Below are 25523 nucleotides of genomic sequence, written 5' to 3'. Positions count from 1 at the left end.
TCGCCGCCCTGGCCGAACGGAAACCCGCCCGGGCCGTGGTGGCTGCCGGGGCCGAACGGGAAGCCACCGGCACCGTGATGCCCGGAGCCAAAGGGGAACCCACCTGATCGGGGATCGCCGCCCTGACCGAAGGGGAACCCACTGGCACCGTGAAGCTCGTGCCCGAACGGGGCGCCACCAGCGCCGTGATGATGCTCGGGGCCAAAGGGGAATCCGCCCGTGCCGTGGGGCTCGTGGCCGAAGGGAGACTCACCGGCACCGTGATGCCCGCGACCGAAGGGAGACTCACCGGCACCGTGATGCTCGGGGCCGAACGGGAATCCCCCGGATCGGGGATCGCCGCCGTGGCCGAACGGGAATCCGGCCGGGCCGTGGTGGCTGCCGGGGCCGTGGTGGCCGCCGTGGTGGTGCGGGGGGCTGCCGGGGCCGTGGTGGGCCCCCGATGGGAACCCGAAACCGCCGGGGTCCCGCCGAGCTCCGAACGGCCCGGCCGGGTGGCCCATGGTGAACCCGAAACCGTGCTGGTGGCCGAAACCGAACCCGGTGTCAAAACCCGGCCGGTCGCCGGAGCCGTGCCGATGGGCCGAGTCGTGCCGAGCGCCCGAGCCGTGCCGGTCACCGGGGCCGTGCCGGTCACCGGGGCCGTGCTGGTCGTGGGGGCCGTGCCGGTCGTCGCCGCCGAAGCCGTCGAAGACGTGGTCGCTGCCTGCTGTCCTGGTCATGATGTCCTCCTGAAGGGGTTGTTCCATCGCCGACACTTCGACGATATATCGCCTCACTATCGGCGCGCAACCCCGCAGGTCAGGAGCCGATCGCGGACCGGAGGCAGCAAGAGGCCGAGCCCGTCCGCGGGCAGCCGACGGCAACGGCAACACCGCCACCAGGGACACCAATTCCCCAACAAAGCAGAGAACCCGAATAACCCCAGACAACACCAGGGGGCCCCGGCATCACGCCGAGGCCCCCGATGAACGCGACCCTATTTACTTATCCGGAAAATACTGCCCGTTGAACCACTGCCCCACGCCGTTGTCAGAGTAGACATCGACGTTGAAGTTGTAGTTGTCCGTGTGTTTGTGCTGCGCGTATCCGATCCAGCCCGATGCCGCGGCTTCGTCGCAGATGATGTCGTCAGCGCAAAGCGAGACGGTGGGAACGTTGCCGAAGAAGCTGTCGACCCCGACTAGCGGATAGCCGACGATCGGGCCGAAGATGACCGACGGCGCCTGGCCCGCGAGTCCGGGGCCGCCCAGGCCGTGCGGGTCCCGCTTGGGGTCGGCGATCAGGACCGCGTTGACGTTGCCGAACGTCTTCCAGTTCTCGGTCACCCAGATGTGCACGACCGCGGCGCCTTCGGAGAACCCGACCGCCTTGGCGTGCTGGTCCGGGCAGGCCGCGCGCTGGTTGCGGATCAGCCGGTTCAGCTCGTCCACGCCCTGCCGCGCGCTCTGGCTGTTGACCTCGGCCGAGTAGCCGACGCGCTGGCTGATGCCGGCACCGCTGAAGATCATCGAATCACGGTCGGTGTAGCCGCCTACCACGATCGTGTAAGTGCCGTCGCACGAAGCCGCGGACGCGGCAGGCGCGGCCACCAGGACGATTCCCGCCGACATCAATAGACCGGCCATAACGGCCGCGAGCTTTCTCATTTTCACTCCCCGATTAGCGCACAACGACCGAACGGCCGTGCTGAACGATTTCGGATGTTACCGGTTTTCACACAGCTGCACCAGACCGGAAAAACCGCCCCGAAGCGACGGAATTCGAAAGAAACTCGGTTTCATCAGAATTTCATCGGACTACTCTATTGTGCCCGCTATTTGCCCATAAAAAAGGCCGGTCAGCCGAACTCGGCTGACCAGCCACACTCACGACACAGACAGAACTCAGGCCGAACCGCTGGCCGGCGCCGTAGTCGCCGCCTCGCCGCCGAAGCGGATCGACTTGGCCTCCTTGCCGAACGAGGTCAGGACCGCGACCAGGACCAGCGCCGGGATGACCGTCCACAGCAGAGCGGCGGTGTACCCCTGCGACTCGGCGATGGCCTGCTGGATCGGCAGGTTCAGCGCGGCCAGGAGGTTGCCCAGCTGGTAGGTGACGCCGGGGTAGAACCCGCGGACCGCGTCCGGCGACATCTCGGTCAGGTGCGCCGGGATGACGCCCCACGCGCCCTGCACCATGATCTGCATCAGGAACGAGCCCAGCGCCAGCATGCCCGCGCCGTGGTCGACGGCGAAGATCGGGATGATCGGCAACCCCAGGACCGCCGCCGTGACGATGGTGCGCCGCCGGCCGAGTTTCTCCGACAGCGCCCCGAAGGTCAGTCCGCCGATGATCGCGCCGATGTTGTAGACCACCGCGATCCACGTGCTCGTCGCCGCGGTCAGGCCGGCGCCGCCGTGGTCGGTGGCCTTGAGGAAGGTCGGGTAGACGTCCTGGGTGCCGTGGCTCAGCCAGTTGAACGCCGTCATCAGCAGGATCAGGTAGACGAACCGGCGGATCACCTTGCGGTTGAGCAGCACGTCCTTCACCGAGGTCTTGGTGACGCGCATCTTCTCCTGCGCGGCCTCCCAGACCTCCGACTCCTTCACCCGCGACCGGATCAGCAGGCTGATCAGCGCCGGGAAGATGCTCAGCGCGAAGATCCACCGCCAGTCCAGGCCCAGCGCCGTGTGGAACAGCAGGTACGCCAGCGCCGCGACCAGGTAGCCGGCGGAGTACCCGGCCTGCAGCAGCCCGGAGAAGAACCCGCGCCGCTCCACCGGGATCTTCTCCATGGCCAGCGCCGCGCCGAGCCCCCACTCGCCGCCCATGCCGATGCCGTAGATGAACCGCAGGATGAGCAGCACGGTGAAGTTCGGCGCCACCGCGCACAGCACCCCGGCCACCGAGTACAGCAGCACGTCCACCATCAGCGGCACCCGCCGCCCGACCCGGTCCGCCCACAGGCCGAAGACCAGCGCCCCCACCGGCCGCATCACCAGCGTCGCCGTGGTGATGAACGCCAGTTGCGTCGCGGTCGCGCCGAAGGACTTGTCCTTGGCGATGTCGGCGATCACGAACACGACCAGGAAGTAGTCGAACGCGTCCATGCTCCAGCCGAGCGACGCGGCGATGAACGAGTTTCTCTGGTCGGAAGTCAGTTTCTGCTTTCCCGGTTTCGCCACCACGTTGTCCGCGCTGTCCGCCACACGAGCCCCCGTCGTTCTCTTTCGGAATAGGCCTCCGCTTGGTCTACACCTGACCCAGCACGTCGGCAACACCCGGAAAGGGAACGGGAAAACCAGTCACACCAAGCAAAACAGACACACGCGTCACAACGGGACGCGGGTGCGGACCCGGCGGCCGACGTCCCGCGCCCAGGCCCGGATCCGGTCCCAGTCGCGGAAGTCCCCGGCCCGGTGGCCGGACGCCATCAGCCGCGCGACCAGCCCGTGCGCGCGGGCGGGGTCCAGCCGCCCGCCGAAGGTCGCGGTCCGCTCCGCGTCGATCCGCGCGGCGAGCAGCGCGACCTTCGCCGGCAGGCTGACCCGGACCAGCGCCGCGCCCGGCCCGCACGGTCCGCTGTGGAACAGCCAGACCGGCCGGTCCCGCAGGTCCGCGACGTGCCGCTCCAGCAGCCGCACCGCCTCCGGCCGCCAGCGCGAGTAGTACAGCGCGCTGCCGACGACCACCGCCGCGTACTCGGTGACCCCGGCGACGTCGGCCGCGTCCCGCACGTCCACCCGCAGTTCCTGCGCGCGCAGCTCGGCGGCGATCACCTCGGCGATTTCCCGGGTGCCGCCGCTCTTGCCCGCGAACACGACGAGGACTGCGGTCATGACCCCATTCTCCGCCCGTGGCGGACCGGCGGCGCCCCCGGTCTCGCACGATCCGCCGAACGGGCGTTCTCCTTAGCCGGGCGGCAGGAAGGCCGGCCGGGCGGCCGGGTCCGGCTCGTCGTAGTAGCGGTGGAAAACGGCGGTCTGCGCGCCCGAGAGCGGCGGCACGATCCAGCTCCAGTCCGCCGGGCACGAACGGCCCGCTCGCTCCTCCCGTTCGAGGTGGGCGAGGAACCGCCGTGACTCCGAGTGGTGGTCGGCGATGGTGACCCCGGCCTGGTCGAACGAGTGCTGCACGGCCAGGGTCAGCTCGACCAGTGCGCGGTCGCGCCACAGCGTGCGGTCGTCGCCGGTGGCCAGGCCCATCAGGTCGGCGATCACCGGCAGCAGGTCGTACCGGCCGGGGTCGGCGAGGTTGCGCGCGCCGATCTCGCTGGCCATGTACCAGCCGTTGAACGGCGCCGCCGGGTACCGCACACCGCCGATCTCCAGCGGCATGTCGCTGATCGCGGGCACGGCGTGCCACCGCAGCCCGAGGCCGTCGAACCAGCGGTGGTCCGGGTGCGTGAGCGGCACCTCCAGCACCGCGTCGGCGGGCAGGACGGACAGCCGTCGCTCACCGTGACCGGCCTCGACCAGCAGCGGCAGCACGTCGAACGAGCCGCGGCGCTCGGGGCCCCGCCAGCCCAGCTCGCGCACCCGCTCGGTGAAGCGGACGTGCTTCGGGTCGCCGAGCACCGAGCTGTCGCCGAGCCGGTAGCCGGCGTAGCGGACCAGCTGGTCGTTGTGGATGCGCGGGCCCGGCCCGGCCGGGGTGTCGGGCGGGAACACGGTGACGGTGGGGCGGATGCGCCCGCCGCGCGTCGCCTCCCTCAGGTGTGCCACGCACTCCCCCGCGATGCCGGCGGCGTCGCGCACGTGCCGCCGGTCGCGGACCCGCAGGCTGCGCCAGTAGAGCCGCCCGATGCACCGGGCGGAGTTGCGCCACGCCACCCGCGCGCCGTACGCCAGCTCGGCGGGCGTGTGCCGGTAGGTGCCGGTCTCGTCGATCTCGGCGCGGATCCGCGCCAGCCGCTCGTGAAGGCGCTGCCCGGGCGGCACCGCCTCCTCGGCGTGGCAGAGGCGCACGAATTCCTCGGCCTCCGCGAACTCGGCACGCTGTCCTCGGTCGCGGATGTCTTGCTGCGGGATCTCCACCCGCATGGACGCCATTGTCACCGGGCTACTCCACTCTCCGAAAATGCGACCCGCAGGAAGGGCCCACCACTCCCCCGTCATCGTCCGAATGTCCGTTCTGATCGGAAACCCTGTAGCCCCAAGGGATCCGACCAGGCGCAGTAGACTACCCGACAGCCGGGGCGAAGCTACCACCAAATGGGGATGCTCTCCGCAGTGAAAATGGATCACGTACTCATGCGCCCATTCGAACGTATTCGGTTTCCGCGAGCCGTCCGGGGTGCCGGCAAGCCCGGCAGGTAGGGTCGCGGCGACGACCGAGAGGGGTGCGGGTGGCCAGGCAGCGGATCCCGGTGGTCCTCGTCGCGGGCTTCCTGGGCTCGGGCAAGACCACGATGCTCAACCACCTGCTGGCCAACCGCCAGGGCGCGCGGGTCGGCGTGGTCGTCAACGACTTCGGCCGGGTGAACATCGACGCGCTCGCCGTCTCCGGCCAGGTGGACACCATGGTCTCGCTCGGCAACGGCTGCCTGTGCTGCGCCGTGGACGCCAGTGGCCTCGACGCCATGCTCGGCAAGCTCGCCGAAGCCGAGGCGGGCATCGACGTGATCGTCGTCGAGGCCAGCGGCATCGCCGAGCCGCGTGACCTGGTGCGGCTGATGATCGCCAGCGAGAACCCCGGCATCCGCTACGGCGGGCTCGCCGAAGTGGTCGACGCCGCCGAGTTCGCGGCCACCCGCGAACGCCACCCCGAGCTGGCCGACCACCTGCGCGTCGCCGACCTGGTGGTGCTCAACAAGGCCGACCGCGTGACGGCCGACGAGCTGGCCAAGGCGCGCGGCACCGTCGAGGAGCTGGCGCCGGGCATCCCGCTGCTGGTCACCGACCACGGCCGCGTCGACCCGGAGCTGTTCTTCGACCCCCGGCCGCGCGAGCGCTTCGGCCAGCTCTCGTTCGACGATCTGCGGGAGCCCGACGACCACTCCCAGCACCTGCACGCGGCCTACGAGAGCGTCACGTTCACCGCGGAGCGGCCGCTTTCGCCGCGGCGGTTCCTGGACTTCCTGGAACAGCGCCCCGCCGGGCTCTACCGCGTGAAAGGCCACCTCGACCTGGGCCCGAACGGTGTCCGGTCGCGGTTCGGGCTGCACACCGTCGGCGGGTTCGTGGAGCTGGACCGGTCCGCCTGGCCCGCGGGACGGCCGCGGCGCACCGAGCTGGTGCTGATCGGCGCGGGCATCGACGCCGCCGACCTCACCCGGCGGCTCGAGGCCTGCCTGGCCGACGACACCGCGCTGGACGAGCGCGGCATGCTGCGGATCCTGCGTTACCTCGACGAAGGCGAACCCGGCGACTGAGCGCGCCACGCCGAACGCGCGCAAACGCGCGGATTCACGGGCGCGGCGACGGACACTGGCCGTGGTGTAAGGAAAGCTGCTGAACCGGCCTCCCCAGGAGGAGGAGTTCCATGGCGAATCCGTCCACGCTCCTCGGCGCGACGCGCTGGTACCTCGTCGGCGCGCTGCCCGACGACGCTCCCGTCGCCCACTTGATGACCCGCTCCGGCGACCTGCGCTACCGCGCCTCGGCCTGCGGCGAACGCGAATCCCGCACCTGGACGCCGATCGACCTCGGCACCCGTGACGACGTCGCCCCGTGCCCGGCGTGCGCCGCCACCCTGTCCGGCTCGCCCGCCGCGCTGGACCGGACCGAGCAGCTCGCGTTCGACCTGCCGTTCTCGTGACGCCGGCCAACCGCCGTCAAGGACTCCTTACCCGCGTCCCACGCGGGTAAGGAGTCCTTGACGGCACTCACGAGCTTTTCTTGGCCCGGCTGGGCGCGACGCGCGGCGGCTCGTTCGGCATCTTCGGGTAGACCGGCGGCCACGGCGCGTCCATCAGCCCGCTCGCGAGGTCCTCACGGGACAGTTCCAGCAGCGGTTCGATCGATTGTGGACGGTCGTTCGCGCCCGCCCACGGGTCACCGGCCGCCGCGACCCGGGCCGGGACCGTGGACAGCGTGAGCGAGTCCGGCTCGACGGCAGGCAGCTCGTCCCACGAGATCGGCGTGGACACCTGCCCGCCGACGCGCGGGCGGACGCACCACGCGCCGAACACCGTCTTGTGCGGCGCGTTCTGGTTGAAGTCGACGAACACGCGTGAGCCGCGTTCTTCCTTCCACCACTGGGCGGTGATGAGGTCCGGGTGCCGCCGTTCCAGCGCCCGCGCGAGGGCGACGGCCGCGGCGCGGACCTGGTAACCGTCCCAGCGCGGCTCGAGGATCGCGTACAGGTGCAGGCCGCGGGAGCCGGACGTCTTCACGTGCGCCTCGATGCCCAGCTCGCCGAGGAAAGCGCGCACGAGCACGGCAGCGTCGCGCAGCTGCGGGAACCCGACGCCGGGTGACGGGTCGAGGTCGATCCGCAGCTCGTCGGCGATGTCGGCGACTTCGCCGCCGTCGGCGCGATTGGGCCAGACGTGGAAGCCGAGGCAGCCCTGGTTGACCGCCCACAACACGTGCGCGAGGTCGGCGGCCACGAGCGCGTCGCTGGTCGTGCCGTTCGGGGTGGAGACGACGGTGGTGGTGAGCCAGTCCGGCGCGTTCTTGGGCACCCGCTTCTGGAACCAGGACTTGCCGCCCGCGCCGTCCGGGTAGCGCTCGAGCAGCAGCGGGCGGCCGCCGAGCCGGTCGAGCAACGGCCCGGCGACGGCCTGGTAGTAGCGGACGAGGTCGAGCTTCGTCTCGCCGTGCTCGGGGAAGTAGACCTTGTCCGGGCTGGACACGGTCAGCTCGACACCGTCCACGTCGAGGATCATCTCGCCTCCCGGAACAGCGCGGCCAGCTCGGCGGGCGGGGCCTCTTCGAGCTGGGCGTAGGTGCAGGACGCGGGCTCACGGTCGGGCCGGAAGCGCACCAGCCGCCCGCCGTGACGGAGCCGGCCGCCCTGCAGGTGCTCGTACCGGACCTCGGCGACCCACTCGGGCCGCACCGGCTCCCAGGTCAGGTCCTTCTGCGGCGCCCAGCGGCTGTTCGCGCCGGGCCGCCGCCCGGTCTCCTCGTCGGCGGTCTGGTACTCGGCCCAGGTCCGCCAGGGATGTCCGTCGAGCGCGTTTTCGGTCAGTGGCTTGAGTTCCTCGACCAGCTCGCGCCTTCGCTGGGCCGTGAAACTGCTGGCGACGCCGACGTGGTGCAGCTCGCCGCGCTCGTCGAACAGCCCGAGCAGCAGCGACCCGATCCCGGCCCCGTCCTTGTGCCACCGGAACCCGGCGACGACGCAGTCGGCCGTGCGCTCGTGCTTGACCTTCCACATCACGCGCTTGTCCTGCTCGTAGGGCTGGTCGGCGGGTTTGGCCATCACCCCGTCGAAGCCCGCGCCCTCGAACCGGGTGAACCAGTCCTGCGCGGTGTCCGGGTCCGTGGACAGGGGCGTGAGGTGGACGCGCTGCAACGCGCCCGTCGGATCGCCGCCCAGTGCCTGTTCGAGCAGCCGCCGCCGCTCGCTGAACGGCTCCCCGGTGAGGTCGGAGTCCCCGAGCGCGAGCAGGTCGAACGCGATGAAGCTGGCCGGCGTCTCCTCGGCCAGCTTCGCCACGCGCGACGCCGCGGGGTGCAGCCGCAGCTGCAGCGCCCCGAAGTCCAGCCCCCGCGGCGTCACCAGCACGATCTCCCCGTCGACCACACACCGCGGCGGCAGGGCGTCCTTGAGCAGCTGCACCAGCTCGGGGAAGTACCGCGTCAACGGCCGGTCGTTGCGCGACCCCAGCTCCACCTCGTCGCGATCACGGAACACGACGCAGCGGAACCCGTCCCACTTGGGCTCGAACCACAACCCCCCGGCCCGCGGCACCTCGTGCACGGCCTTGGCAAGCATCGGCCGCACGGGCGGCATCACGGGCAGTTCCACGAGGTGATCCTAGGCTGCGGGGGCGTTGACCTGCAGGGTTTCGCGCCTTGACTCGAAAGAGGCAACCGGCCACGATGTGAGGCTTCTCGGCTACGACGGGTGATCGGTGCGAGGAGGCCTCATGCGGCAGGGGATCAAACGGCCGGGAATCAGGCGCGGACGGGCCCTCGCGGGGGTCGCGGTCGTCGTGGGGGCCGGGCTGGCCGGGTGTTCCGCCGAAAGCGGCACCACGATCAACCTCTACATCTCCCCCGAAGACCACATGCAGACGCTCGTCGACAAGTGCACCCAGGAGGCGGCGGGGCGGTACCGGATCGTCTACAACAAGCTGCCGCGCGGGGCGGACGGGCAGCGGGAGCAGATGGTGCGGCGGCTGGCCGCCGGGGACGACGCCATGGACGTGCTCGGGCTGGACGTCACCTGGGTCCCCGAGTTCGCCGAGGCCGGGTGGATCGAGCCGTGGACCGGGGCGGACCGCGCCGCCGCCACCGAGGACGTGCTGCCGGGGCCGCTCGCGACCGCCCAGTGGAACGGGCAGCTCTACGGCGCCACCAAGAACACCAACATCCAGCTGCTCTGGTACGACGACCGCCTCACCCCGGCGCCGCCGCGGACGTTCGACGAGATGATGGCGCAGGCCCAGCGGCTCAAGGCCGCCGGCAAGCCGTATTCGGTGGTCTTCACCGGCGCGCAGTACGAAGGGCTTGTCGTCTTCTACAACACCCTCGTCGCGTCCGAGGGCGGGCACATCCTGTCCGACGACGGCAAGTCCGTGGTGATGGACGACGGCGCCGTCAAAGCGCTGCAGCTGCTGAAAACCCTGGCCGGCACGGGAATCACCGACCCGTCGCTGACGAACCAGAAGGAGGACGAGGTCCGTCAGGCGTTCCAGCGCGGGCAGGCGGCGTTCCAGCTGAACTGGCCGTTCGTCTACGCCGCGTACGCACAGGCGAAGCCCCAGGACATCGGCCACATCAAGTGGGCGCCCTACCCGGCCGCCGTGCCCGGGCGCGAGGCGCACGCGACGATCGGCGGCTACAACCTCGCCGTCAGCGCCTATTCCCCGCACAAGCGTGAGGCGTTCGAGGCCGCGCTCTGCCTCCGTAACGCGGAAAGCCAGAAATACCAAGCACTTCTCGACGGCGAACCACCCAGCCTCGCCTCGATCTACGACGACGCCGCACCGCTGGACCCGGCGAAACCCGCCAACGCGACCGAGAATCCCACGATGGCACAACAGTTCCCGATGAAGGGCGACATCCGCACGGCGCTGGGCGACGCCGCCGTCCGCCCGCTCACCCCCGCGTACCAGAACCTGTCGACGGTGATCTCGAAAGTCCTCTCGCCCCCCGCCGAAATCGACCCGGAGGCCACCGCCCAGGAGCTGCGCGAACGCCTGACCGACGCGCTCGAGTCACGCGGCATCATCCCCTGAGCGGACGCCTCAGATCTCCGCCAGCACCAGCCCGCCGCGGGGTTTCGGGGTGAAGTAGGTGGCCTTGCGAGGCATGCGCCGGCCCGCGGCGTGGACCTTCAGCACCGTCTCGAACGGGACCGGGGCGAGCTGGACCACCGCGCCTGGGGGTACCGGGCGGCCCGCCGGGAGCGGCCGCACCGCGGGCCCGTCCGGGTCCACGCCCAGTGCCTGCGCGAACAGCACCCGCTCGACCACCTCGTGGTCGATCACCAAGGGATCGGCCACGGGCAGCGTGACGCGCAGGGCCTCGGCGCCGGCCAGGACCACCACCGTGCCGGGGCACGACGGCGGCGTCCGGTCCGTCGTCGGCACGACCTCCAGGCCCGCCGCGCGCCAGGCGCCGGTCAGCTCGGCCGCGGAAAACCCGGTGAGGACCCGGTGGATCGCGCCGATCTCCAGCCGCGGGCCCGCCGTGACCAGCGCCAGCAGCGCGCCCTGGCCGGTGGCCGCGGCGGCCGCGACCCGGTGGTTACCGTCCGCGACCAGCAGGTCCGAGCGGGCCACGGCGGTGAGCAGGCGCGCCTGCACGGTCCCGGACGGCACCACCCACAGCTCGTCCCGACGGCCCGTGGAGTCCACAGTGGACACATCGGGCGTGCCGAGGCTCGCGCACGCCGACTCGACGGTCTCGGTCAGCAGCGCCCCGTCCTCGGCCGGGACCAGCATCGCCGCGCTCGTCGCGCAGCCGAGGCCGGACAGGACGGCGGCGCGCTCCGCGACCACCTGCGGGTACACCTCCTCGGTGTGCCGCACGTGGGCGCGGCCCGAGGTCAGCTCGCTGAGGTCGACCAGGCACAGCACCCCGACCGCCACGCCGTCCGGGCCGTCGATGCGGTACGCCGCGACGAAACCGGTCAGCGAGCGGTAGTGCAGCGACCGGATGCGGGCCAGCGCGGCGCGCGCGGACGGCAGCGCCGCGTTCAGGTCCAGCCCACGTGCGAGCGCGGCCGGCGTGCGCGCCGGATGCTGCACGGCCAGCAGCGTGTCCCCCGCCGCCTCCGGGGACGCCAGCGCGAAGGCGACCGCGTCCGGCTCCGCGAACTCGTCGACGTCCGGCCCGGGCACGCGATCGCGCACCACCCACCCGCGGCGGATCGGCCGCACCCACGTGTCCATCCCCCCATCATGGCGGGCCGGTGAACCCGGCGGTTCCGCCACTCGTTCGTGGAATGCTTACCGATGCGAACGAGTTGAACCGAGCCATGGGCACCCCGAGGAGCACTCCCCCGATGAGCACCCCGCCGGCCAGTAAACCGGCATCCAGCACCAAAACCGGCGTCGGCTTCCGGTCCGAGCGCGGACCCGTCCTCGCCGCGGTGATGCTGAGCACCGGGCTGGTCGCGCTGGACAGCACGATCATCGCCACCGCCGTCCCGTCGGTCGTCCGCGACCTCGGCGGGTTTTCGCAGTTCCCCTGGCTCTTCTCGGTGTACCTGCTGACGCAGGCCGTCACTGTCCCGCTCTACGGGAAGTTCGCCGACGTGCTCGGCCGCCGCCCGGTGATGTTCTTCGGCATCGCGGCCTTCCTCGTCGGCTCGGTGCTGTGCGGCGCGGCCTGGAGCATGCCGGTGCTGATCGCGGCGCGCGCCGTGCAGGGCATCGGCGCCGGCGCGGTGCAGCCGATCAGCATGACGATGGTCGGCGACCTCTACACGGTCGAGGAGCGCGCCCGGGTCCAGGGTTACCTGGCCGGGGTGTGGGCGATCGCGTCGGTGGTCGGGCCGACGCTCGGCGGCGTGTTCTCCGAGTACCTGAGCTGGCGCTGGATCTTCTTCGTCAACCTGCCGCTGGGCGCGATCGCCGCCTGGATGCTCTACCGCAAGTTCACCGAGCGGGTGGAGCGCAGCCGGCACCGCATCGACTACGCCGGCGCCGGGCTGCTCACCTTCGGTTGCACGGCGCTGATCCTCGCGCTGCTGGAAGGCGGCGTCGCGTGGGGCTGGGCGTCGGCGCCGAGCCTGCTGATCTTCGCGGCCGGCGCACTGGCACTGGTCGCGTTCGTGCTGGTGGAGCAGCGGGCGAAGGAACCGGTGCTGCCGCTGTGGGTGTTCACCCGGCGCACGCTCGTCGGCGGCAGCCTGGTGGCGCTGGTGGTCGGCGCGGTGATGATGGGGCTGAGCTCGTACCTGCCGACGTACGCCCAGGGCGTGCTCGGCACCGGCGCGCTCACCGCCGGGTTCGCCCTCGCCGCGCTGACGATCGGCTGGCCGCTCGCCGCGTCGCTGTCCGGCCGGATCTACATGAAGATCGGATTCCGTGACACCGCGCTGATCGGCACCGTTTTCATCATCGCCGGCGGGGCGCTGACGACGACGCTCGGGCCGGACTCGTCGATCTGGGCGGCGGCCGGCGCGTCGTTCGTGCTCGGCATCGGGCTGGGCCTGGCCGCGAGCCCGACGGTGGTGGCCGTGCAGTCCACTGTCGGATGGGAGCGCCGCGGCGTGGTGACGGCGACGAACATGTTCAGCCGCTCCCTCGGCAGCGCGGTCGGCGCGGCGCTGTTCGGCGCGATCGCCAACGCCACCCTCGCCGACCGGTTCGCGAACCCGCCCGCGGAAGTGGCCGGCAAGCTGCCGGACAGCGTGGACGCCACCAGCCTGGTGCTCGGCGGCCACGCCGACCATTCCGCCGCTGCGGGGTTTGTGCGTAGCGCCCTCGCGGACGCCACGCACAACGTCTTCCTCGCGCTCGTCGGCGTGGCCGTGCTCAGCGTTGTCGCGCTGGTCCTGATGCCCCGCAAGACCGTCCAGTTGGAATTCCTTGATTGACCCAGCCTCGACTGATTCAGTTCTGCAGCGGCACCAGCTCACGCTGGAAGCCGTCGAGGAACCGCTGGTAGTCGCCCGAGTGCCCGGGCCGCAGGACGAACTTCGACAGCCCCGCGTCGATGTGCTGCTCCAGCAGGCGCCGGGCCTCGGCCCAGCTCGTCGCGACGAGGTCGGTGACGGGCGTGCCGGGCCGTCGTTTCGCGGCGACGGCGAGCATCCGCTCCGGGGTGCCCTCGGTCGCCACGAGCAGGCTCAGGCCGAAGTGGTCGGCCTCGATCTCGCGGCCGGCCTCGGCGGCGGCGTCCTGGATGGCGACCCGGGCGGCCCGCGCCTGCTCGGGCGAGTGGAAGCTGCCGAGCCAGCCGTCGGACAGCCGTCCCGCGCGGCGCAGCGCGGCCGGGGCGCTGCCGCCGAGCCACACGTCCAGCCGCTTGGCCGGGCGCGGGCCGATGGTGACGCCGTCGACCTGGAAGAACTCGCCGTCGAACGACACGTTGTCGTGTTCCAGCAGCAGCCGCAGCAGGGTCAGGGACTCGTCGAACACCGCGGCCCGCTTGCCTTCCGGCACCGGAAACAGGTTGTGCTCGGCCGAATTCGCCGGGCGCAGGCCGAACACTGGCAGCACCCGTTTCGGCGCCAGCCCGGCCAGCGTGACCAGCTGCTTCGCGACGAGCACGGGGTTGCGGCCGGGCAGAATGGCGACGCCGGTGCCCACCTTCAGCTTGCTGGTCCGGGCGAGCGCGTGCGCCATGCCGATCAGCGGGTCGACCTCCGGCGCGTAGACCAGCTCGGACAGCCACAGCGAGTCGACCCCGGCCGCCTCCAGCGTCTCGGCCAGCCCCGCGAACTCCGCGGGACCCGTGCCCGGCGCCGGCGCGACCCCCAGCCGCACCTTCAGTTCCTCGCCCACACTTGCTCCTTCCGACCGGCGTCTGTCTCACTGACGCAACGCCGCCGGGGCGCCTGGTACTCCCAGTGCCGGACAAGGCGAAGGCCCCCTCCCGGATGGGGGCCGGAAGGAGGCCTTCAGATCGCGTCGCGTCCTCGCCGCTGCGACGACGCCCGCCCGCTCATCGTGGAAGATCGCCGTACAAGAGCCGTACATGAACGTTTATGCGGTTGCCGCGATCACTCGGCCCAGCGCGGTGTGCAGGGCTTCCAGCTCGGATAGCTCCATGCCGAGCTTCTCGACCACGCGGTACGGGATCTTCTCCGCCTCCGCCCGCAGCGCCCGGCCCTTCTCGGTCAGCTCGACGGTCAGCTGCCGCTCGTCGGAACGGCTGCGGCCGCGCGTCACGTAGTCCATCGCTTCCAGGCGTTTGAGCAGTGGTGACAGCGTCGCCGGCTCATGGCGCAGCGTCGCGCCGAGGTCCTTCACCGACCTCGGGGCCTTCTCCCAGAGCGCGAGCATCACGAGGTACTGCGGGTGCGTCAGCCCGTGCGGTTCGAGCAGCGGCCGGTAGATCGCGATCACGCTGCGCGAAGCGACCGACAGCGCGAAGCACACCTGCCGGTCGAGCTTCAACGGGTCCTCGCCCAGGTCGATCTCGGCCACTCTTCCTCCTCCTCGCGTCGCGCCACCCTAGCCGAAGTGGTCTCGACTACACTAATCGTTAGCGCACTAATCATTAGTGTACTCTACGAGTGAACGAGAGCGAGCAGGTCGACAAGGAGGACGAGATGACCCGTCCCGGAGTGCTCCGCTGGTTCTGGTACGCCGTGGGCGGCCGGCTGCCGGAGCGGTACCACGACTGGATCCTGCACGACACCACGTCGAAGCACTGGAAGGCGCGGCACGTGCTGCGCAGCTCCGTCGGCATCGCGCCGCTCTGCCTGGTCTGGCTGCTGCTGCCCGGCCCGATCCCGCTCCGGCTGGCGATCGTGCTGATGGCGGCGCTGGTCGCGTACTTCTACTCCTGCGCGTACATGGAGGAGAGCATCGACCACCGCCTGGCCCGCAACGGCTTCCCGCCGGGCACCGGCAAGCGCATCCGCAAGGAGGCGTTCGACCTCGCCGACGCCGAGGCGAAGGCCCGCTACATCGCGATCTACCGGCAAAACGGCTCGTGAGTGTTCATGCCGGTTAGAACCGTCATGAACACTCACAAGTAGAGTCGGCGTCCGATGAGACGCAAGCTCCCGGCCCCGCTGCCGCCCCGCCACGGGCTCGACCCGGCCCGGCTGCGGCTGCCCGACGAAGGCCCGTGGGGCACGCTGCTGGAGCACCTCGTCGAACGGCTGCCGCGCGTCGCGCCCGAGCGGATCGAAGAGATGCTGCGCGAGGAGCGGATCTTCGGCCCGGACGGCCCGCTCGGCGTCGAGACGGCGTTCGCGCCCGGCACGTTCATCTGGTTCCACCGCGACCTGCCCGACGAGGTGCCGGTGCCGTTCGGCATCACCGTCGTGCACCGCGACGAGCACCTGCTCGTGGTCGACAAGCCGCACTTCCTCGCGACCATCCCGCGCGGGCAGCACATCCTGGAGACGGCGCTGGTCCGGCTGCGCCGCGACCTCGGCCTGCCGGCGCTGTCCCCCGCTCACCGCCTCGACCGCGTCACGGCCGGGCTGGTGATGTTCGTGATCACCCCGTCCGCGCGCGGGGCGTACCAGACGATGTTCCGCGACCGCCTGGTGCACAAGGAGTACGAGGCGATCGCGCCGTACGACCCGGCACTGGAGCTGCCGTGCACGGTCCGGAGCCGGATCGTCAAGGAGCGCGGAGTGCTTGCCGCCCAAGAGGTTCCGGGCGAGGTGAACGCCGAGACGTACGTGGAGCTGCTGGAGCGCCGCGACGGGCTGGGCCGCTACCGGCTGGTGCCCGCCACCGGCCGCACGCACCAGCTGCGCGTGCACCTCAACGGCCTCGGCATCCCCATCCTCGGCGACGGCTTCTACCCCGTGCTCACCGAAACCCCGCTCGACGACTTCACGAAACCGTTGCAGCTGCTGGCGAAGACGCTCGAGTTCGACGATCCGCTGACCGGCGCGCCGCGGCGGTTCACCAGCGGGCTGCGACTGTCCTCATGGGACTCCCCGGCCGAGTGGGCGGCGCCCCCGGCGGACACCGGGGACACCGCCCGCGGGGTCACTTCGTCCAGAACTTGACGCCGCTCCACTGCACGGTGATCGGGCCGGCCCCGCTGGAGGTCCGGTACGAGCCGAACTTGTCGTAGTAGCTGCCGCCCGGGCTGTCGATGGTCTGCTTGAGCGAGCCGTTGACGTAGACCTTGTGCGTGCTGCCGACCTGGTTGATCGTGTTGACCCGCACGGAAGTCCCGACGGTGGCGCCGCTGGCGAGCGTCTGCCCGCCTTCCACCGCGTACATCCGGCCGCCCTTCTCGACCGCCAGCAGGAAGTACGGGCCCGCGTTCGACCCGTCGCGGAAGGTCTGCTTCACGCTGATGCGCGTGCCACTCATGCTGGTGATCTTGAACGAGCCCTCGAACTGGTGCGTGCCGCCGGTGTAGGTGTCGTACCGCCGCTCGGCGCGCTGGTCGCCGCTGCCGGTCGAGCAGGTGAGCTTGAAGGTGAGGCCGCTGATCTGGCCGCACCCGCGTTCCTGCTCCGCATAGCCCGGCGACCAGGAGTTCCACGGTCCCGTGCCGACCTGCGCACTCGCGACCGGGGTCACCACAGCCAGGCCGAACAGGGCCCCGGCGAGCACCGCGCCAAGGCGTAATCTTCCGCGCACTAGCCAACCTCCATGCAACTCAGGGCGGCGGTAGTGGGGCAGGTCCAGACCACTGGCCGGACCTGGGTGCTGACTGTACGAGCACGGGCGGAAACAGACAAGCACCCGTTCCGGGGCCCTTGCCGACTTTGGTTGTCAATGCTTGGCTCAGTGCATGCGTGACGTCGAGGTGATCGAGGACCCGGCCGCGGCGGCCACCGCGCTGGACCCGGTCCGCGCGCGGCTGCTGGCGGCGCTGACCGAGCCGGCGTCCGCCGCCGCGCTCGCCGCGCGCCTCGGGCTCTCGCGGCAGAAAGTGCACTACCACCTGCGCGCGCTGGAGGCGCACGGCCTCGTCGTGCCCGCGGGCACGCGCCAGTGGGGCGGGCTGACGGAACGGCTCTTCACCGCCACCGCCGCGTCGTACCTGGTCTCCCCCGCCGCCCTCGGCGAGGCCGGGCGGCGCGCGATCAAGCCGGACCAGCTGTCGTCGGCCTACCAGCTCGCCGTCGCCGGCCGGACGGTGCGGGAGGTCGCCGGGCTCGCCCGCCGCGCCGCCCGCGCCGAACAGCCCCTGGCGACCCTGACCCTCGACACCGAGATCGCGTTCGGCTCGGCCCGCGACCGCGCGGCGTTCACGGACGAGCTGACCGCGCTCGTCGCCGGCCTCGTCTCGCGCTACCACGACGAGGCGGCTCCGGGCGCGCGCACGCATCGGCTGGTGGTGACCGCGCACCCGAAACCGGCCGAGGAACCGCCTACGGCCGGATGACCACCTGCGCGACCGGTCAGCCGTGGGGCAGGACGACCGCGCGGCCGGTGACCTTTCCGGCGGCCAGCCGCTCGTACGCGAGCGGGGCCTCGTCAAGGGTGTAGATCTCGGTCCGGACAGACAACGCGCCCGCCTGGGCGAGAGCGATCACCTCGACGAGATCACCGCGAGTCCCCCAGTACGGGGCGTACGCGCTCATACCGGGCGGCACCAGCATGAAGCCCATCTGCATCGCGCCGCCACCCAAACCGACGTTCAGCACCCGTGCCTCCGCGGCAGCGGACGCGACAGCGATGCGACCAGTCGCCTCCACCCCGACGAAGTCGAACACCGCCTCGGCGCCGAAGCCACCGGTGAGCGTACGGATCGCCTCAGGCACGGACGCGTCCGACACCAGCGCCTCGTGCGCACCGACCTCCCGAGCGAGAGCCAGCTTGTCCTCACCCACGTCAAGCGCGACAACCCGCGCCGGAGTGAGCGCACGCAGCAACTGAATCGCCACATGACCCAGGCCGCCGACACCGATCACCACCGCGGTCGAACCCGGCACCAACGCAGGCAACGCCCACCTGACGGCGTGGTACGGGGTCAGACCGGCATCGGTCAGCGACACGGCAGCCACCGGGTCAAGCCCCACGAAAGGAACCAGATGACGCACGTCATCGACGAGCAGGTACTGCGCGAGAGCACCCGGAGCACCCAGCCCTGGAGAACGGATACCCAGCCCACGGGCATGCGGGCAATAGTTCTCCCGGCCCGCCGCGCACGCAGCGCAGACACCACAACCCCACGCGCCATAAACGGCGACACTGTCGCCGACCACCACCCCCGCCGCACCCTCCCCGAGCGCCGCCACCGTCCCCACACCCTCGTGGCCGAGGGACAACGGCAGCGGGAACGGCAACCGCTCCGCCGTCATGTGCATCAGGGCGAGGTCGGAGTGACACAAGCCGGCCGCGGTGACCTTCACCAGCACCTGACCCGGACCCGGCTCGGGATCGGGGACCTCGACGACCTCAGGCGCCGCGCCGACACTCCGGTACTGAACTGCTTTCATGAGGACATCGCCTTCCTCCGGCGGGGCGGTGGGCCAGCGAGCACGAGTCCACTCTGCCATCGAATCCACTGGGCCAACGAATCCGCCGGGCCAACGACTGAAGGTCGCCTTGAGTGCGTTGGATCCACCCAAGGCGACCTGCTCCGGTCAGTACATGAGATAGAGCGGATTCGTCCAGCCTTGCCGACAGGTATGAGTGCCTCCGCCGGAGCGATCACAACCCTCGACAGCGACACGGTAGCTTCCCGAACCCACAGTGCCGATGGCAGTGCGGCCGGCGGTACGGAAGACATCGAAGTTCTGACCAACCGGCATCTCGCGATCGAGTCCACGATCCGTGCCGTTGAAGCGGACGTTGAGCAGCCAGTCGTTGTAATTCAGCGGGTCGGTGGTGTACCAGTCGAAGAGCAACTGTCCGTTGCCGGCCTTCCAGAGTGTTTGCACCGAGTTCGGGCCAGTGGCCGGAGACCACGTGATGACCCCGCGATCGAAATACTGAATCCGTCCACGCCCTTCGCTCACCTCGAGTTCCTCGGTAGTCGGACACCCCAGCACCCCGGCCGATCCGCCAAAGTATTCATACCTGGCGCCGATCAAACCGTACCAGTTGTGAGAAGTACATTCCGCAGGAGCCGCGATCGCGGGACTGGTCGCGAAAGACACCCCGGACACCAGAGTTACCGCTGCCAGAACAATCCGAAGAGCGAATTTCATGCCTGCCCCTCCCTTAAAGGCTCAGATAGAGCGGGTTCGTCCAGCCCTGCCGACAGGTGTGGCCGCCGCCGAGATCGCAACCCTCGATCGCGACACGGTAGTTTCCCGAACCGGCAAAGCCTATAGTGGTCCGGCCACTGCTCCGCCCTACCGCAGTGCCCGAGATGGCCGGCAGCTCGCGATCGAGTCCACGATCCGTGCCGTTGAAGCGGACGTTGAGCAGCCAGACGTCGTAATTCAGCGGGGCGGTGGTGTACCAGTCGAAGGACAGCTGCGCGCCGGAGTTCCAGAGTGTCTCCACCGAGCTCGGGCCGGTTGTCGGCGACGACGTGATGACGCCGTTCTGGAAATACTGAATCCGCCCATGCCCTTCGCTCACATCGCGTTCATCGGTAGTCGGACACCCCAGCACGCCGGTCAAACCGCCAAAAGTATTATACCTATCGCCGATCAAACCGGACCAGCTGTGAAAAGTGCATGCAGCAGGGGCCGCGGTCGCGGTGCTGGTCGCGGAAAACATTCCGGACGCCAGGGCCGCTGCTGTCAGAATAATACGAAGAGCAGTTTTCATGACATTTCCCTTCTCTGAAAACGATAGTGACACTGTCGACACAGTCACTCAGGAGAAGCTCGGTGAGCGTGGCACCGGCGACAGAGTGGAGGCGCGCGGCTCGTCCGGGAACTCATCGATCTGACGTTCACGCCATCTCCTCAGGTGGTTGTCGTGCTGGTGCTCATCACCGTGGCGAAGGCGGCTCAGAGCCGGGTCATAGCCCGGTCGGAGTAATCGTTTGAGGTATCTGACCGAAGCGGACATCCTCTTGTCAGCAGCACGAACTCACCTGGGAGGTGTGTGTGGAGCTGCGGTTGCTGGGGCCGGTGCAGGTTCGAGTCGGCGACACGGCGGTGGACCTTGGCCCACGGCAGCAGAGACTCGTGCTGGCCGTGCTGGCCTGGGATGTCGACCGGGTGGTGCCGATCGAGCGGCTGGTGGAGTGGCTGTGGCCCGGTGAGCCGCCACGCAGCGCCACCCACGCGATCCAGGTGCAGGTGTCCAATCTCCGGTCGCTACTGGCCAAGGCCGGTGCCGCCGAGGTGGCGATATCCACCCAGGGACCCGGATACCGGCTGCACGCGGATCCGATGCGGATCGACGTCCACCGGTTCCAGCGGTGGATCGAGCAGGCCCGCGGCACCCGCGACGACCGGCGCAAGGTGACGTTGCTGGAGCAGGCGCTGAGCCTGTGGACCGGCCCGGCGCTGGCCGACACCGCCACCCCCGAGGTTCGGGAACGGTTGTGTGGAGGGCTGGCGGAAACTCGTCTGGTCGCGCAGGAAGACCGGTTCGACAGCCTGCTGCGGCTGGGTCACCACCACAACGTTCTCGGTGAGCTCACGACGCTGGTCGAGACCCACCCGACCCGGGAGCGGCTGGTCTGCCAGCTGATGCTCGCGCGGTACCGCGGCGGGCAGGCCGGCCACGCGCTGGATATGGGCCGGCAGACCCGGGCGCACCTGGCCGAGGAGCTGGGTATCGACCCCGGCCGAGAGCTGCGACAGCTCGAACTCGCCATCCTGCGCAACGATCCCGCGCTCGACCCGCCACCGCGGCAAGACCCGGTGTCCAGTACCGGGGAGGCCACGCCGGCGCCGTCGCTGCCCTGCGACTCCCTCCGGGGACTGCCGGCCCCGCGTACCCGGTTGATCGGCCGTGACCGCGAGGTGACCGAGTCCGTCGAGCGGTTGACCACGGGCGGGGCGAGGTTGCTCACGCTGACCGGCCCGGGCGGAGTCGGCAAGACCCGGCTGGCTCTGGAGATCTCGGCGCGGCTGGCATCCTGCTTCACCAACGGTGTCGTGCTGGTTCTGCTGGCGCCGCTGTCCGACCCGGACCTGGTCCTGTCCACCATCGCCAGCAGCCTGGGCATCCAGGACATGGGCGGCCGGCCCCTCCGGGAAACTCTTCAGGTCTGCCTCCGCACCCGGCACACCCTGATCCTGCTGGACAACATGGAACACGTGCTGGACGCCGCACCCGAGATCGGCTCGCTGCTGGATGCCGCACCGCGGCTCACGATCCTGGCCACCAGCCGCGCACCGCTGGGGCTCCACGGAGAGCACGTCCGGCCGGTGGAGCCGTTGGCAGCACCGGCCGCCATCGATCTGTTCACCGAGCGGGCAAACCAGGCGAGTCCGGTGACCGAAGACTTCGATCCCCTGGTCGTCGACGCGATCTGCCATCGCCTCGACCGGCTTCCCCTGGTGATCGAACTTGCCGCGGCCCGAACGCGGCTGCTGCCGCTGGCGGCGCTTCTCGGCCAGCTCGGCCAGTCGCACGACCTTCTGGCCGGCGGTGCCCGCGATCGGCCACACCGGCAGCGAACGCTGCGCTCCACGATCGCGTGGAGCTATGACCTGCTGGACGCCGATGAGCAGGCGATGCTCGGTTCGGTGGCGATTTTCGCCGGTGGCTGGACAGTGGAGGCCGCGGCGGCGATCGCCGATGTCGACCAAGCGGGCACGCTTGAACTCCTCAGCCGGTTGCTGGATTCCAGCCTCATCACCCGTCAGCAAGTCCGAGGCACCGACGAAGCCCGCTTCACCATGCTGGAGACCATTCGCACCTTCGCGTTGGCGCGGTCGGAGGAGGATGCGGGCCGGGCGCGGCACGCCGCCTACTTCGAAGACTTCGCCAAGACCGCGCGAGCCGGCGTCGAGGGGCCCGGGCAGCGGGTCTGGCTGGACCGGTTGCTGTCCGAGCACGACAATCTGCGGGCGGCGATGCGGTGGCTGCTCGACCACGGCCGGCTCGACCGGTTCGCTGGAATCTTCGTGTTCTGGCAGTTGTGGGTGATCAAGGGCCGCTTCTCCGAATGCCGGCGTTGGGCCGGTGAAGCGCTGACCGCTGCCGACGGATCACTCGGCGCGAGCCCCCGGGCCGGTGTGCTCGCCATGTTCGGCGTGGCGCTGTACGGAAGCAGCCCGGGTGAAGCCGTTCAGGCGGTCGGAGAAAGTGTTCGCGTGGCCAAGCAGACCGGCGATCTCGCCACCCAGGCGATGGCGCTGCTGCATCGCGGCTATGTCGCCGCGTGGGCGGAGGACCACGAGACCGCCGAGCTGGTGTTCGGCGAGGCGGCGAACGCGATGGGCAGGCTGGGCTGGACGAGCTCGCTGGCCACGGCCCGCGTGGCGAGGGCACACGCCATCACGATGCTGGGGCGGCATGAGGAAGCCCACCGTCTGCTGGTCGAGATCGAGACCCAGCTTCGATGCCAGGGCGGTCCATACGAACTGGCTTCGGCACTCAACTACCGAGGTCTCGTCCTGCTCCAACTCGGCGAGGCGGAGGGCGCCGAGCGGGTTTTGCGGGAGGCCGTCGCGATCTGTGACCGGCTCGGAGCCAGCCTCACAATGATGTATGCGCTGGATTTCCTGGCAGCCACCGCCGCGCTCGGCGGGCGACCGGAGCGGTCGGCTCGCCTGGCCGGCGCGGCCTCGGTGCTCATCGACCGGTTCGGGCCGTCGATGATCGTCCAGTTCCAGCAGCAGCACCGGCGGACCAAGGCGACCGCGATGGCCGAGACCGGTCAGGACAAGTTCGACGCGCTTTTCGAAGAAGGGCGACGAATGACGTGGGATCAAGTTGTGGCCATGGCTACGTCGGCTTGACCACCAGGTTCGGGACGTCTTCCATCGCATCGCCACCTCGCATGCGAACATACGTTCGAATGATCGTGTAGAGTGGCTGGCATGACACAGGCACTGCAGGGCTCGCTGTTCGGCGACTCCGGGCCGGCCGAGCTGGGCCCGCTCGGCGCCGTCCGGCGCACCGAGCTGGGCGACGGCGCGTGGGTCGACGTGCTGCCCGGCTGGCTGTCGGGATCCGGTGAGCTGTTCACGCGGCTCGCCGAAGAGGTCCCGTGGCAGGAGGAGCGAAGGCAGATGTACGACCGGGTCGTGGCGGTCCCGCGGCTGTTGTGCTTCTACCGTGAGGACGCGCCGCTGCCGGACCCGGTGCTGACCTCGGCGCGGGAGTCGCTGAGCGCGTACTACGCCCCCGAACTGGGCGAGCCGTTCCGCACCGCGGGCCTCTGCCACTACCGCGACGGCCGCGACAGCGTCGCCTGGCACGGCGACAACCTGGGCCGCGGGCGCCGCGAGGACACCATGGTCGCGATCCTCTCGGTGGGCTCCCCCCGCGTACTGGCCCTACGCCCCCGCGGCGGCGGCGAATCCCACCGCTACCCCTTGGGCCACGGCGACTTGATCGTCATGGGCGGCTCCTGCCAGCGCACCTGGGAACACGCGATCCCCAAGACGGCCAAGGGGGTGGGGCCACGGATCAGCATCCAGTTCCGGCCTCGTGGGGTCCGCTGACTTTGACTCGCGCCGGTCGCCCTGGCTGAACTTTGGGCGGCGCCTGGGTTTGCGTCTGGAGGACTGCCTCTGGGCGGCGCCGGCGGGCTGCCCTTGGGTTGCCCTGGCGGGATACCTCTGGGTTGCGCCGGCGAGCTGCCCTTGGGTTGCCCTGGCTGCCCCCGGCATGGCGGGCTTCGGGGGCGCAGCTTCGGTGTCTGCGCCAACCGATGCGGCGGCGGCCGATGCGGCAGCGGCCCGGCAGAGACACGAGATGGCGCCGCGATGGCGACGATGCACGGCGGCAATCGCAGCTGCGCACCGTCGGCGATGGCGGCCGCGCACCGTCGGCGATCGCGGCCGCACACCATCGCTGATCGCGACCGCACACCATCGGCGATCGCAGCCGCACACCATCGCTGATCGCGACCGCACACCATCGGCGATCGCAGCCGCGCACATCGGCGGACCCGTGCGCAGGTGCGACCAGCCGGGGTCAGTTCACCAGCACCGGCAGCGAATCAAGCCCGTAAACGATCGACACCTTGCGGAAGACCAGTTCCTCCGGCTCGACCGCCAGGCGCAGTTTCGGGAAGCGCCGGACCAGGGCCGGGTACGCCGTGCGCAGTTCCATGCGGGCCAGCTCCGCCCCGATGCAGCGGTGGGCGCCGTAGCCGAACGCCAGGTGCGAGGTGGGCTCGCGGGTGGCGTCGAAGCTCTCCATGTCCGCGCCCAGCTCGCCGTCGCGGTTGGCGCCGGACAAGGACACCAGCACGATGTCGCCCTCGCCGATGTGGACGCCCTCGATGTCGATGTCCTGCTTGGCGAAACGCGGGAACGCCATCTGGACCACGGCCAGGTAACGCAGCAGCTCTTCGACGAAACGGTGCACCGCGTCGTCGTCGCCGTTCGCGGCCTCGAAGGCCACCGGGTCGCGCAGCACGACCAGCGCGCCGAGGACGAGCATGCTCGCCGTGGTCTCCAGGCCGCCGGTCAGCACGCCGTCGGCGAGGCCGGCCAGCTCCTGGTCGCTGATCTCGTCGCCGTGCTCCTTGATCAGCATGCCGAGCAGGCCGTCGCCCGGCTCCTGGCGCTGCTTCCGGACGATCTCCAGCAGGTATTCCAGCGACTCCGACATCGCGCCGAGCGAGGCGCTCGCTCCGCCGAACAGGTCGAACCGCGCGGTGCTCAGCCGCTGGACGTCGGCGCGGTCCTCATAGGACACGCCGAGCAGCTCGCAGATCACCAGCGACGGGATCGGCAGCGCGAACTGCTCCCACAGGTCGACCGGGCCCTCAGTGGCAGCCATCGCGTCGAGCTGCTCGGTCACGATCTCGTCGATCCGCGGGGTCAGCCGGCTGAGCCGGCGCATGGTGAACTCCGGCGTCAGCAGCTTGCGCAGCCGCGTGTGCACCGGCGGGTCGGCGAAGCCGAGGCCGCCCGGGTTCTGGTCCTCGGTGACGCCGGCGTTGCCCACCAGGTTGGTGAAGTCGTTGCTGAACTCCGACGCGTTGACGAGGATGGCTTTGGCCTCCTCGTACCCGGTGACGAGCCAGGCGTTCAGGCCGAACGGCATGTCCAGCTTCCGGATCGGCGCCTCGTCCCGCGCGGCGCCCAGCTCGGCGACGGGGTCGAGGCCGTCACGCCGCAGCGGCATCAGCGCGGTGTCCGGCAGGAAGGCCATCTTTTCGAGGTCGAAACCCCGCTTCTGCTGCCGGGCGAGGTATCGGCGGCCGACCCAGGCGAGGACACGCGAACGGAGACTCCCCATGGCGGCGAGACTACCCCACTGCACCGAACGAGTGATG

Annotated in this window: 24 protein-coding genes; 10 read left to right on the top strand and 14 right to left on the bottom strand. The window is 70.3% G+C overall.

From position 1 onward, the window contains the following. Positions 1-149: 149 nt before the first annotated feature. Positions 150-971 carry a hypothetical protein gene (locus OG943_RS04275; protein WP_328608347.1) on the top strand — a complete coding sequence of 274 codons (822 nt, stop codon included), beginning with the start codon at positions 150-152 and terminating at the stop codon, positions 969-971. 12 nt (positions 972-983) lie between these two features. On the opposite strand, the gene OG943_RS04270 is transcribed toward OG943_RS04275, so the two are convergent. The 4 genes from OG943_RS04270 to OG943_RS04255 all read right to left on the bottom strand — a co-directional run bounded on the left by OG943_RS04270 (position 984) and on the right by OG943_RS04255 (position 5024). Further along, on the bottom strand, positions 984-1649 hold the full coding sequence (locus tag OG943_RS04270; RefSeq protein WP_328608346.1) for a cutinase family protein: 666 nt from the start codon (positions 1647-1649) through the stop codon (positions 984-986). Positions 1650-1886: 237 nt separating this feature from the next. After that, a complete protein-coding gene (locus tag OG943_RS04265) occupies positions 1887-3092 on the bottom strand; it encodes an MFS transporter (protein ID WP_442874775.1) in 1206 nt (401 codons plus the stop codon). 222 nt (positions 3093-3314) lie between these two features. After that, positions 3315-3821: a flavodoxin domain-containing protein gene (locus OG943_RS04260; protein WP_328608345.1), complete on the bottom strand. Its 507-nt coding sequence runs from the start codon at positions 3819-3821 to the stop codon at positions 3315-3317. 72 nt (positions 3822-3893) lie between these two features. Beyond that, the gene (locus OG943_RS04255) at positions 3894-5024 is read right to left on the bottom strand and encodes a nitric oxide synthase oxygenase (RefSeq protein ID WP_328608344.1); all 1131 of its coding nucleotides are present in this window, start codon (positions 5022-5024) and stop codon (positions 3894-3896) included. A gap of 305 nt (positions 5025-5329) precedes the next feature. On the opposite strand from OG943_RS04255, the gene OG943_RS04250 reads away from it, so the two are divergent. Both OG943_RS04250 and OG943_RS04245 read left to right on the top strand, forming a co-directional pair. Next, positions 5330-6355, top strand: coding sequence for a CobW family GTP-binding protein (locus OG943_RS04250; protein ID WP_328608343.1), 1026 nt, complete (start codon positions 5330-5332; stop codon positions 6353-6355). A gap of 110 nt (positions 6356-6465) precedes the next feature. Beyond that, positions 6466-6741 carry a hypothetical protein gene (locus OG943_RS04245; protein ID WP_328608342.1) on the top strand — a complete coding sequence of 92 codons (276 nt, stop codon included), beginning with the start codon at positions 6466-6468 and terminating at the stop codon, positions 6739-6741. A gap of 67 nt (positions 6742-6808) precedes the next feature. On the opposite strand, the gene ligD is transcribed toward OG943_RS04245, so the two are convergent. Both ligD and OG943_RS04235 read right to left on the bottom strand, forming a co-directional pair. After that, a complete protein-coding gene (ligD, locus tag OG943_RS04240) occupies positions 6809-7813 on the bottom strand; it encodes a non-homologous end-joining DNA ligase (RefSeq protein ID WP_328608341.1) in 1005 nt (334 codons plus the stop codon). Continuing rightward, on the bottom strand, positions 7810-8901 hold the full coding sequence (locus OG943_RS04235; protein WP_328608340.1) for an ATP-dependent DNA ligase: 1092 nt from the start codon (positions 8899-8901) through the stop codon (positions 7810-7812). The genes ligD and OG943_RS04235 overlap by 4 nt, the downstream gene beginning before the upstream one ends. A 121-nt stretch (positions 8902-9022) precedes the next feature. Between OG943_RS04235 and OG943_RS04230 the strand changes: the two genes are divergently transcribed. After that, the gene (locus OG943_RS04230; protein WP_328608339.1) at positions 9023-10336 is read left to right on the top strand and encodes an ABC transporter substrate-binding protein; all 1314 of its coding nucleotides are present in this window, start codon (positions 9023-9025) and stop codon (positions 10334-10336) included. Positions 10337-10345: 9 nt separating this feature from the next. Here OG943_RS04230 and OG943_RS04225 read toward each other — a convergent pair whose 3' ends face one another. Further along, positions 10346-11494 carry a DUF1015 family protein gene (locus OG943_RS04225; protein WP_328608338.1) on the bottom strand — a complete coding sequence of 383 codons (1149 nt, stop codon included), beginning with the start codon at positions 11492-11494 and terminating at the stop codon, positions 10346-10348. A gap of 113 nt (positions 11495-11607) precedes the next feature. On the opposite strand from OG943_RS04225, the gene OG943_RS04220 reads away from it, so the two are divergent. Beyond that, positions 11608-13146 (top strand): MDR family MFS transporter, encoded by a 1539-nt coding sequence (locus tag OG943_RS04220; protein ID WP_328608337.1) that lies wholly within the window; start codon positions 11608-11610, stop codon positions 13144-13146. Positions 13147-13162: 16 nt separating this feature from the next. Here the strand turns inward: OG943_RS04220 and OG943_RS04215 are convergent, their stop codons facing one another. Further along, positions 13163-14056: a TIGR03854 family LLM class F420-dependent oxidoreductase gene (locus tag OG943_RS04215; protein WP_328608336.1), complete on the bottom strand. Its 894-nt coding sequence runs from the start codon at positions 14054-14056 to the stop codon at positions 13163-13165. Positions 14057-14257: 201 nt separating this feature from the next. Beyond that, positions 14258-14701: a MarR family winged helix-turn-helix transcriptional regulator gene (locus tag OG943_RS04210; RefSeq protein WP_328608335.1), complete on the bottom strand. Its 444-nt coding sequence runs from the start codon at positions 14699-14701 to the stop codon at positions 14258-14260. Positions 14702-14826: 125 nt separating this feature from the next. Between OG943_RS04210 and OG943_RS04205 the strand changes: the two genes are divergently transcribed. Together OG943_RS04205 and OG943_RS04200 are read left to right on the top strand one after the other, a co-directional pair. Further along, positions 14827-15216: a DUF5313 domain-containing protein gene (locus OG943_RS04205; protein WP_328611997.1), complete on the top strand. Its 390-nt coding sequence runs from the start codon at positions 14827-14829 to the stop codon at positions 15214-15216. 54 nt (positions 15217-15270) lie between these two features. Further along, positions 15271-16251, top strand: a complete 981-nt coding sequence (locus tag OG943_RS04200) for an RluA family pseudouridine synthase (RefSeq protein WP_328608334.1) — start codon at positions 15271-15273, stop codon at positions 16249-16251. Here the strand turns inward: OG943_RS04200 and OG943_RS04195 are convergent. Further along, on the bottom strand, positions 16232-16837 hold the full coding sequence (locus OG943_RS04195) for a hypothetical protein (RefSeq protein ID WP_328608333.1): 606 nt from the start codon (positions 16835-16837) through the stop codon (positions 16232-16234). The genes OG943_RS04200 and OG943_RS04195 overlap by 20 nt on opposite strands. Before the next feature lie 154 nt (positions 16838-16991). On the opposite strand from OG943_RS04195, the gene OG943_RS04190 reads away from it, so the two are divergent. Further along, positions 16992-17588, top strand: a complete 597-nt coding sequence (locus tag OG943_RS04190; protein ID WP_328608332.1) for an ArsR/SmtB family transcription factor — start codon at positions 16992-16994, stop codon at positions 17586-17588. Between the two features lie 16 nt (positions 17589-17604). On the opposite strand, the gene OG943_RS04185 is transcribed toward OG943_RS04190, so the two are convergent. The 3 genes from OG943_RS04185 to OG943_RS04175 all read right to left on the bottom strand — a co-directional run bounded on the left by OG943_RS04185 (position 17605) and on the right by OG943_RS04175 (position 19930). Beyond that, positions 17605-18645 carry an NAD(P)-dependent alcohol dehydrogenase gene (locus OG943_RS04185; RefSeq protein WP_328608331.1) on the bottom strand — a complete coding sequence of 347 codons (1041 nt, stop codon included), beginning with the start codon at positions 18643-18645 and terminating at the stop codon, positions 17605-17607. Between the two features lie 147 nt (positions 18646-18792). Then, complete coding sequence (locus OG943_RS04180; RefSeq protein ID WP_328608330.1) at positions 18793-19359, bottom strand: LGFP repeat-containing protein; 567 nt, start codon at positions 19357-19359, stop codon at positions 18793-18795. Between the two features lie 13 nt (positions 19360-19372). Further along, entirely contained in the window at positions 19373-19930 is a 558-nt protein-coding gene (locus OG943_RS04175) for an LGFP repeat-containing protein (RefSeq protein WP_328608329.1), read from the bottom strand. Between the two features lie 284 nt (positions 19931-20214). Here OG943_RS04175 and OG943_RS04170 point away from each other — a divergent pair, with 284 nt between their 5' ends. Then, the gene (locus tag OG943_RS04170) at positions 20215-23028 is read left to right on the top strand and encodes a BTAD domain-containing putative transcriptional regulator (RefSeq protein ID WP_328608328.1); all 2814 of its coding nucleotides are present in this window, start codon (positions 20215-20217) and stop codon (positions 23026-23028) included. A gap of 81 nt (positions 23029-23109) precedes the next feature. After that, positions 23110-23736, top strand: coding sequence for an alpha-ketoglutarate-dependent dioxygenase AlkB (locus tag OG943_RS04165; RefSeq protein ID WP_328608327.1), 627 nt, complete (start codon positions 23110-23112; stop codon positions 23734-23736). Between the two features lie 475 nt (positions 23737-24211). Here OG943_RS04165 and OG943_RS04160 read toward each other — a convergent pair whose 3' ends face one another. After that, positions 24212-25486 carry a cytochrome P450 gene (locus tag OG943_RS04160; RefSeq protein ID WP_328608326.1) on the bottom strand — a complete coding sequence of 425 codons (1275 nt, stop codon included), beginning with the start codon at positions 25484-25486 and terminating at the stop codon, positions 24212-24214. Between the last annotated feature and the right edge of the window lie 37 nt (positions 25487-25523).

The sequence above is a fragment of the Amycolatopsis sp. NBC_00345 genome (genome assembly GCF_036116635.1).
In the GTDB taxonomy this organism is placed as follows: domain Bacteria; phylum Actinomycetota; class Actinomycetes; order Mycobacteriales; family Pseudonocardiaceae; genus Amycolatopsis.
This window is presented reverse-complemented; position numbering and strand designations above follow the sequence as displayed.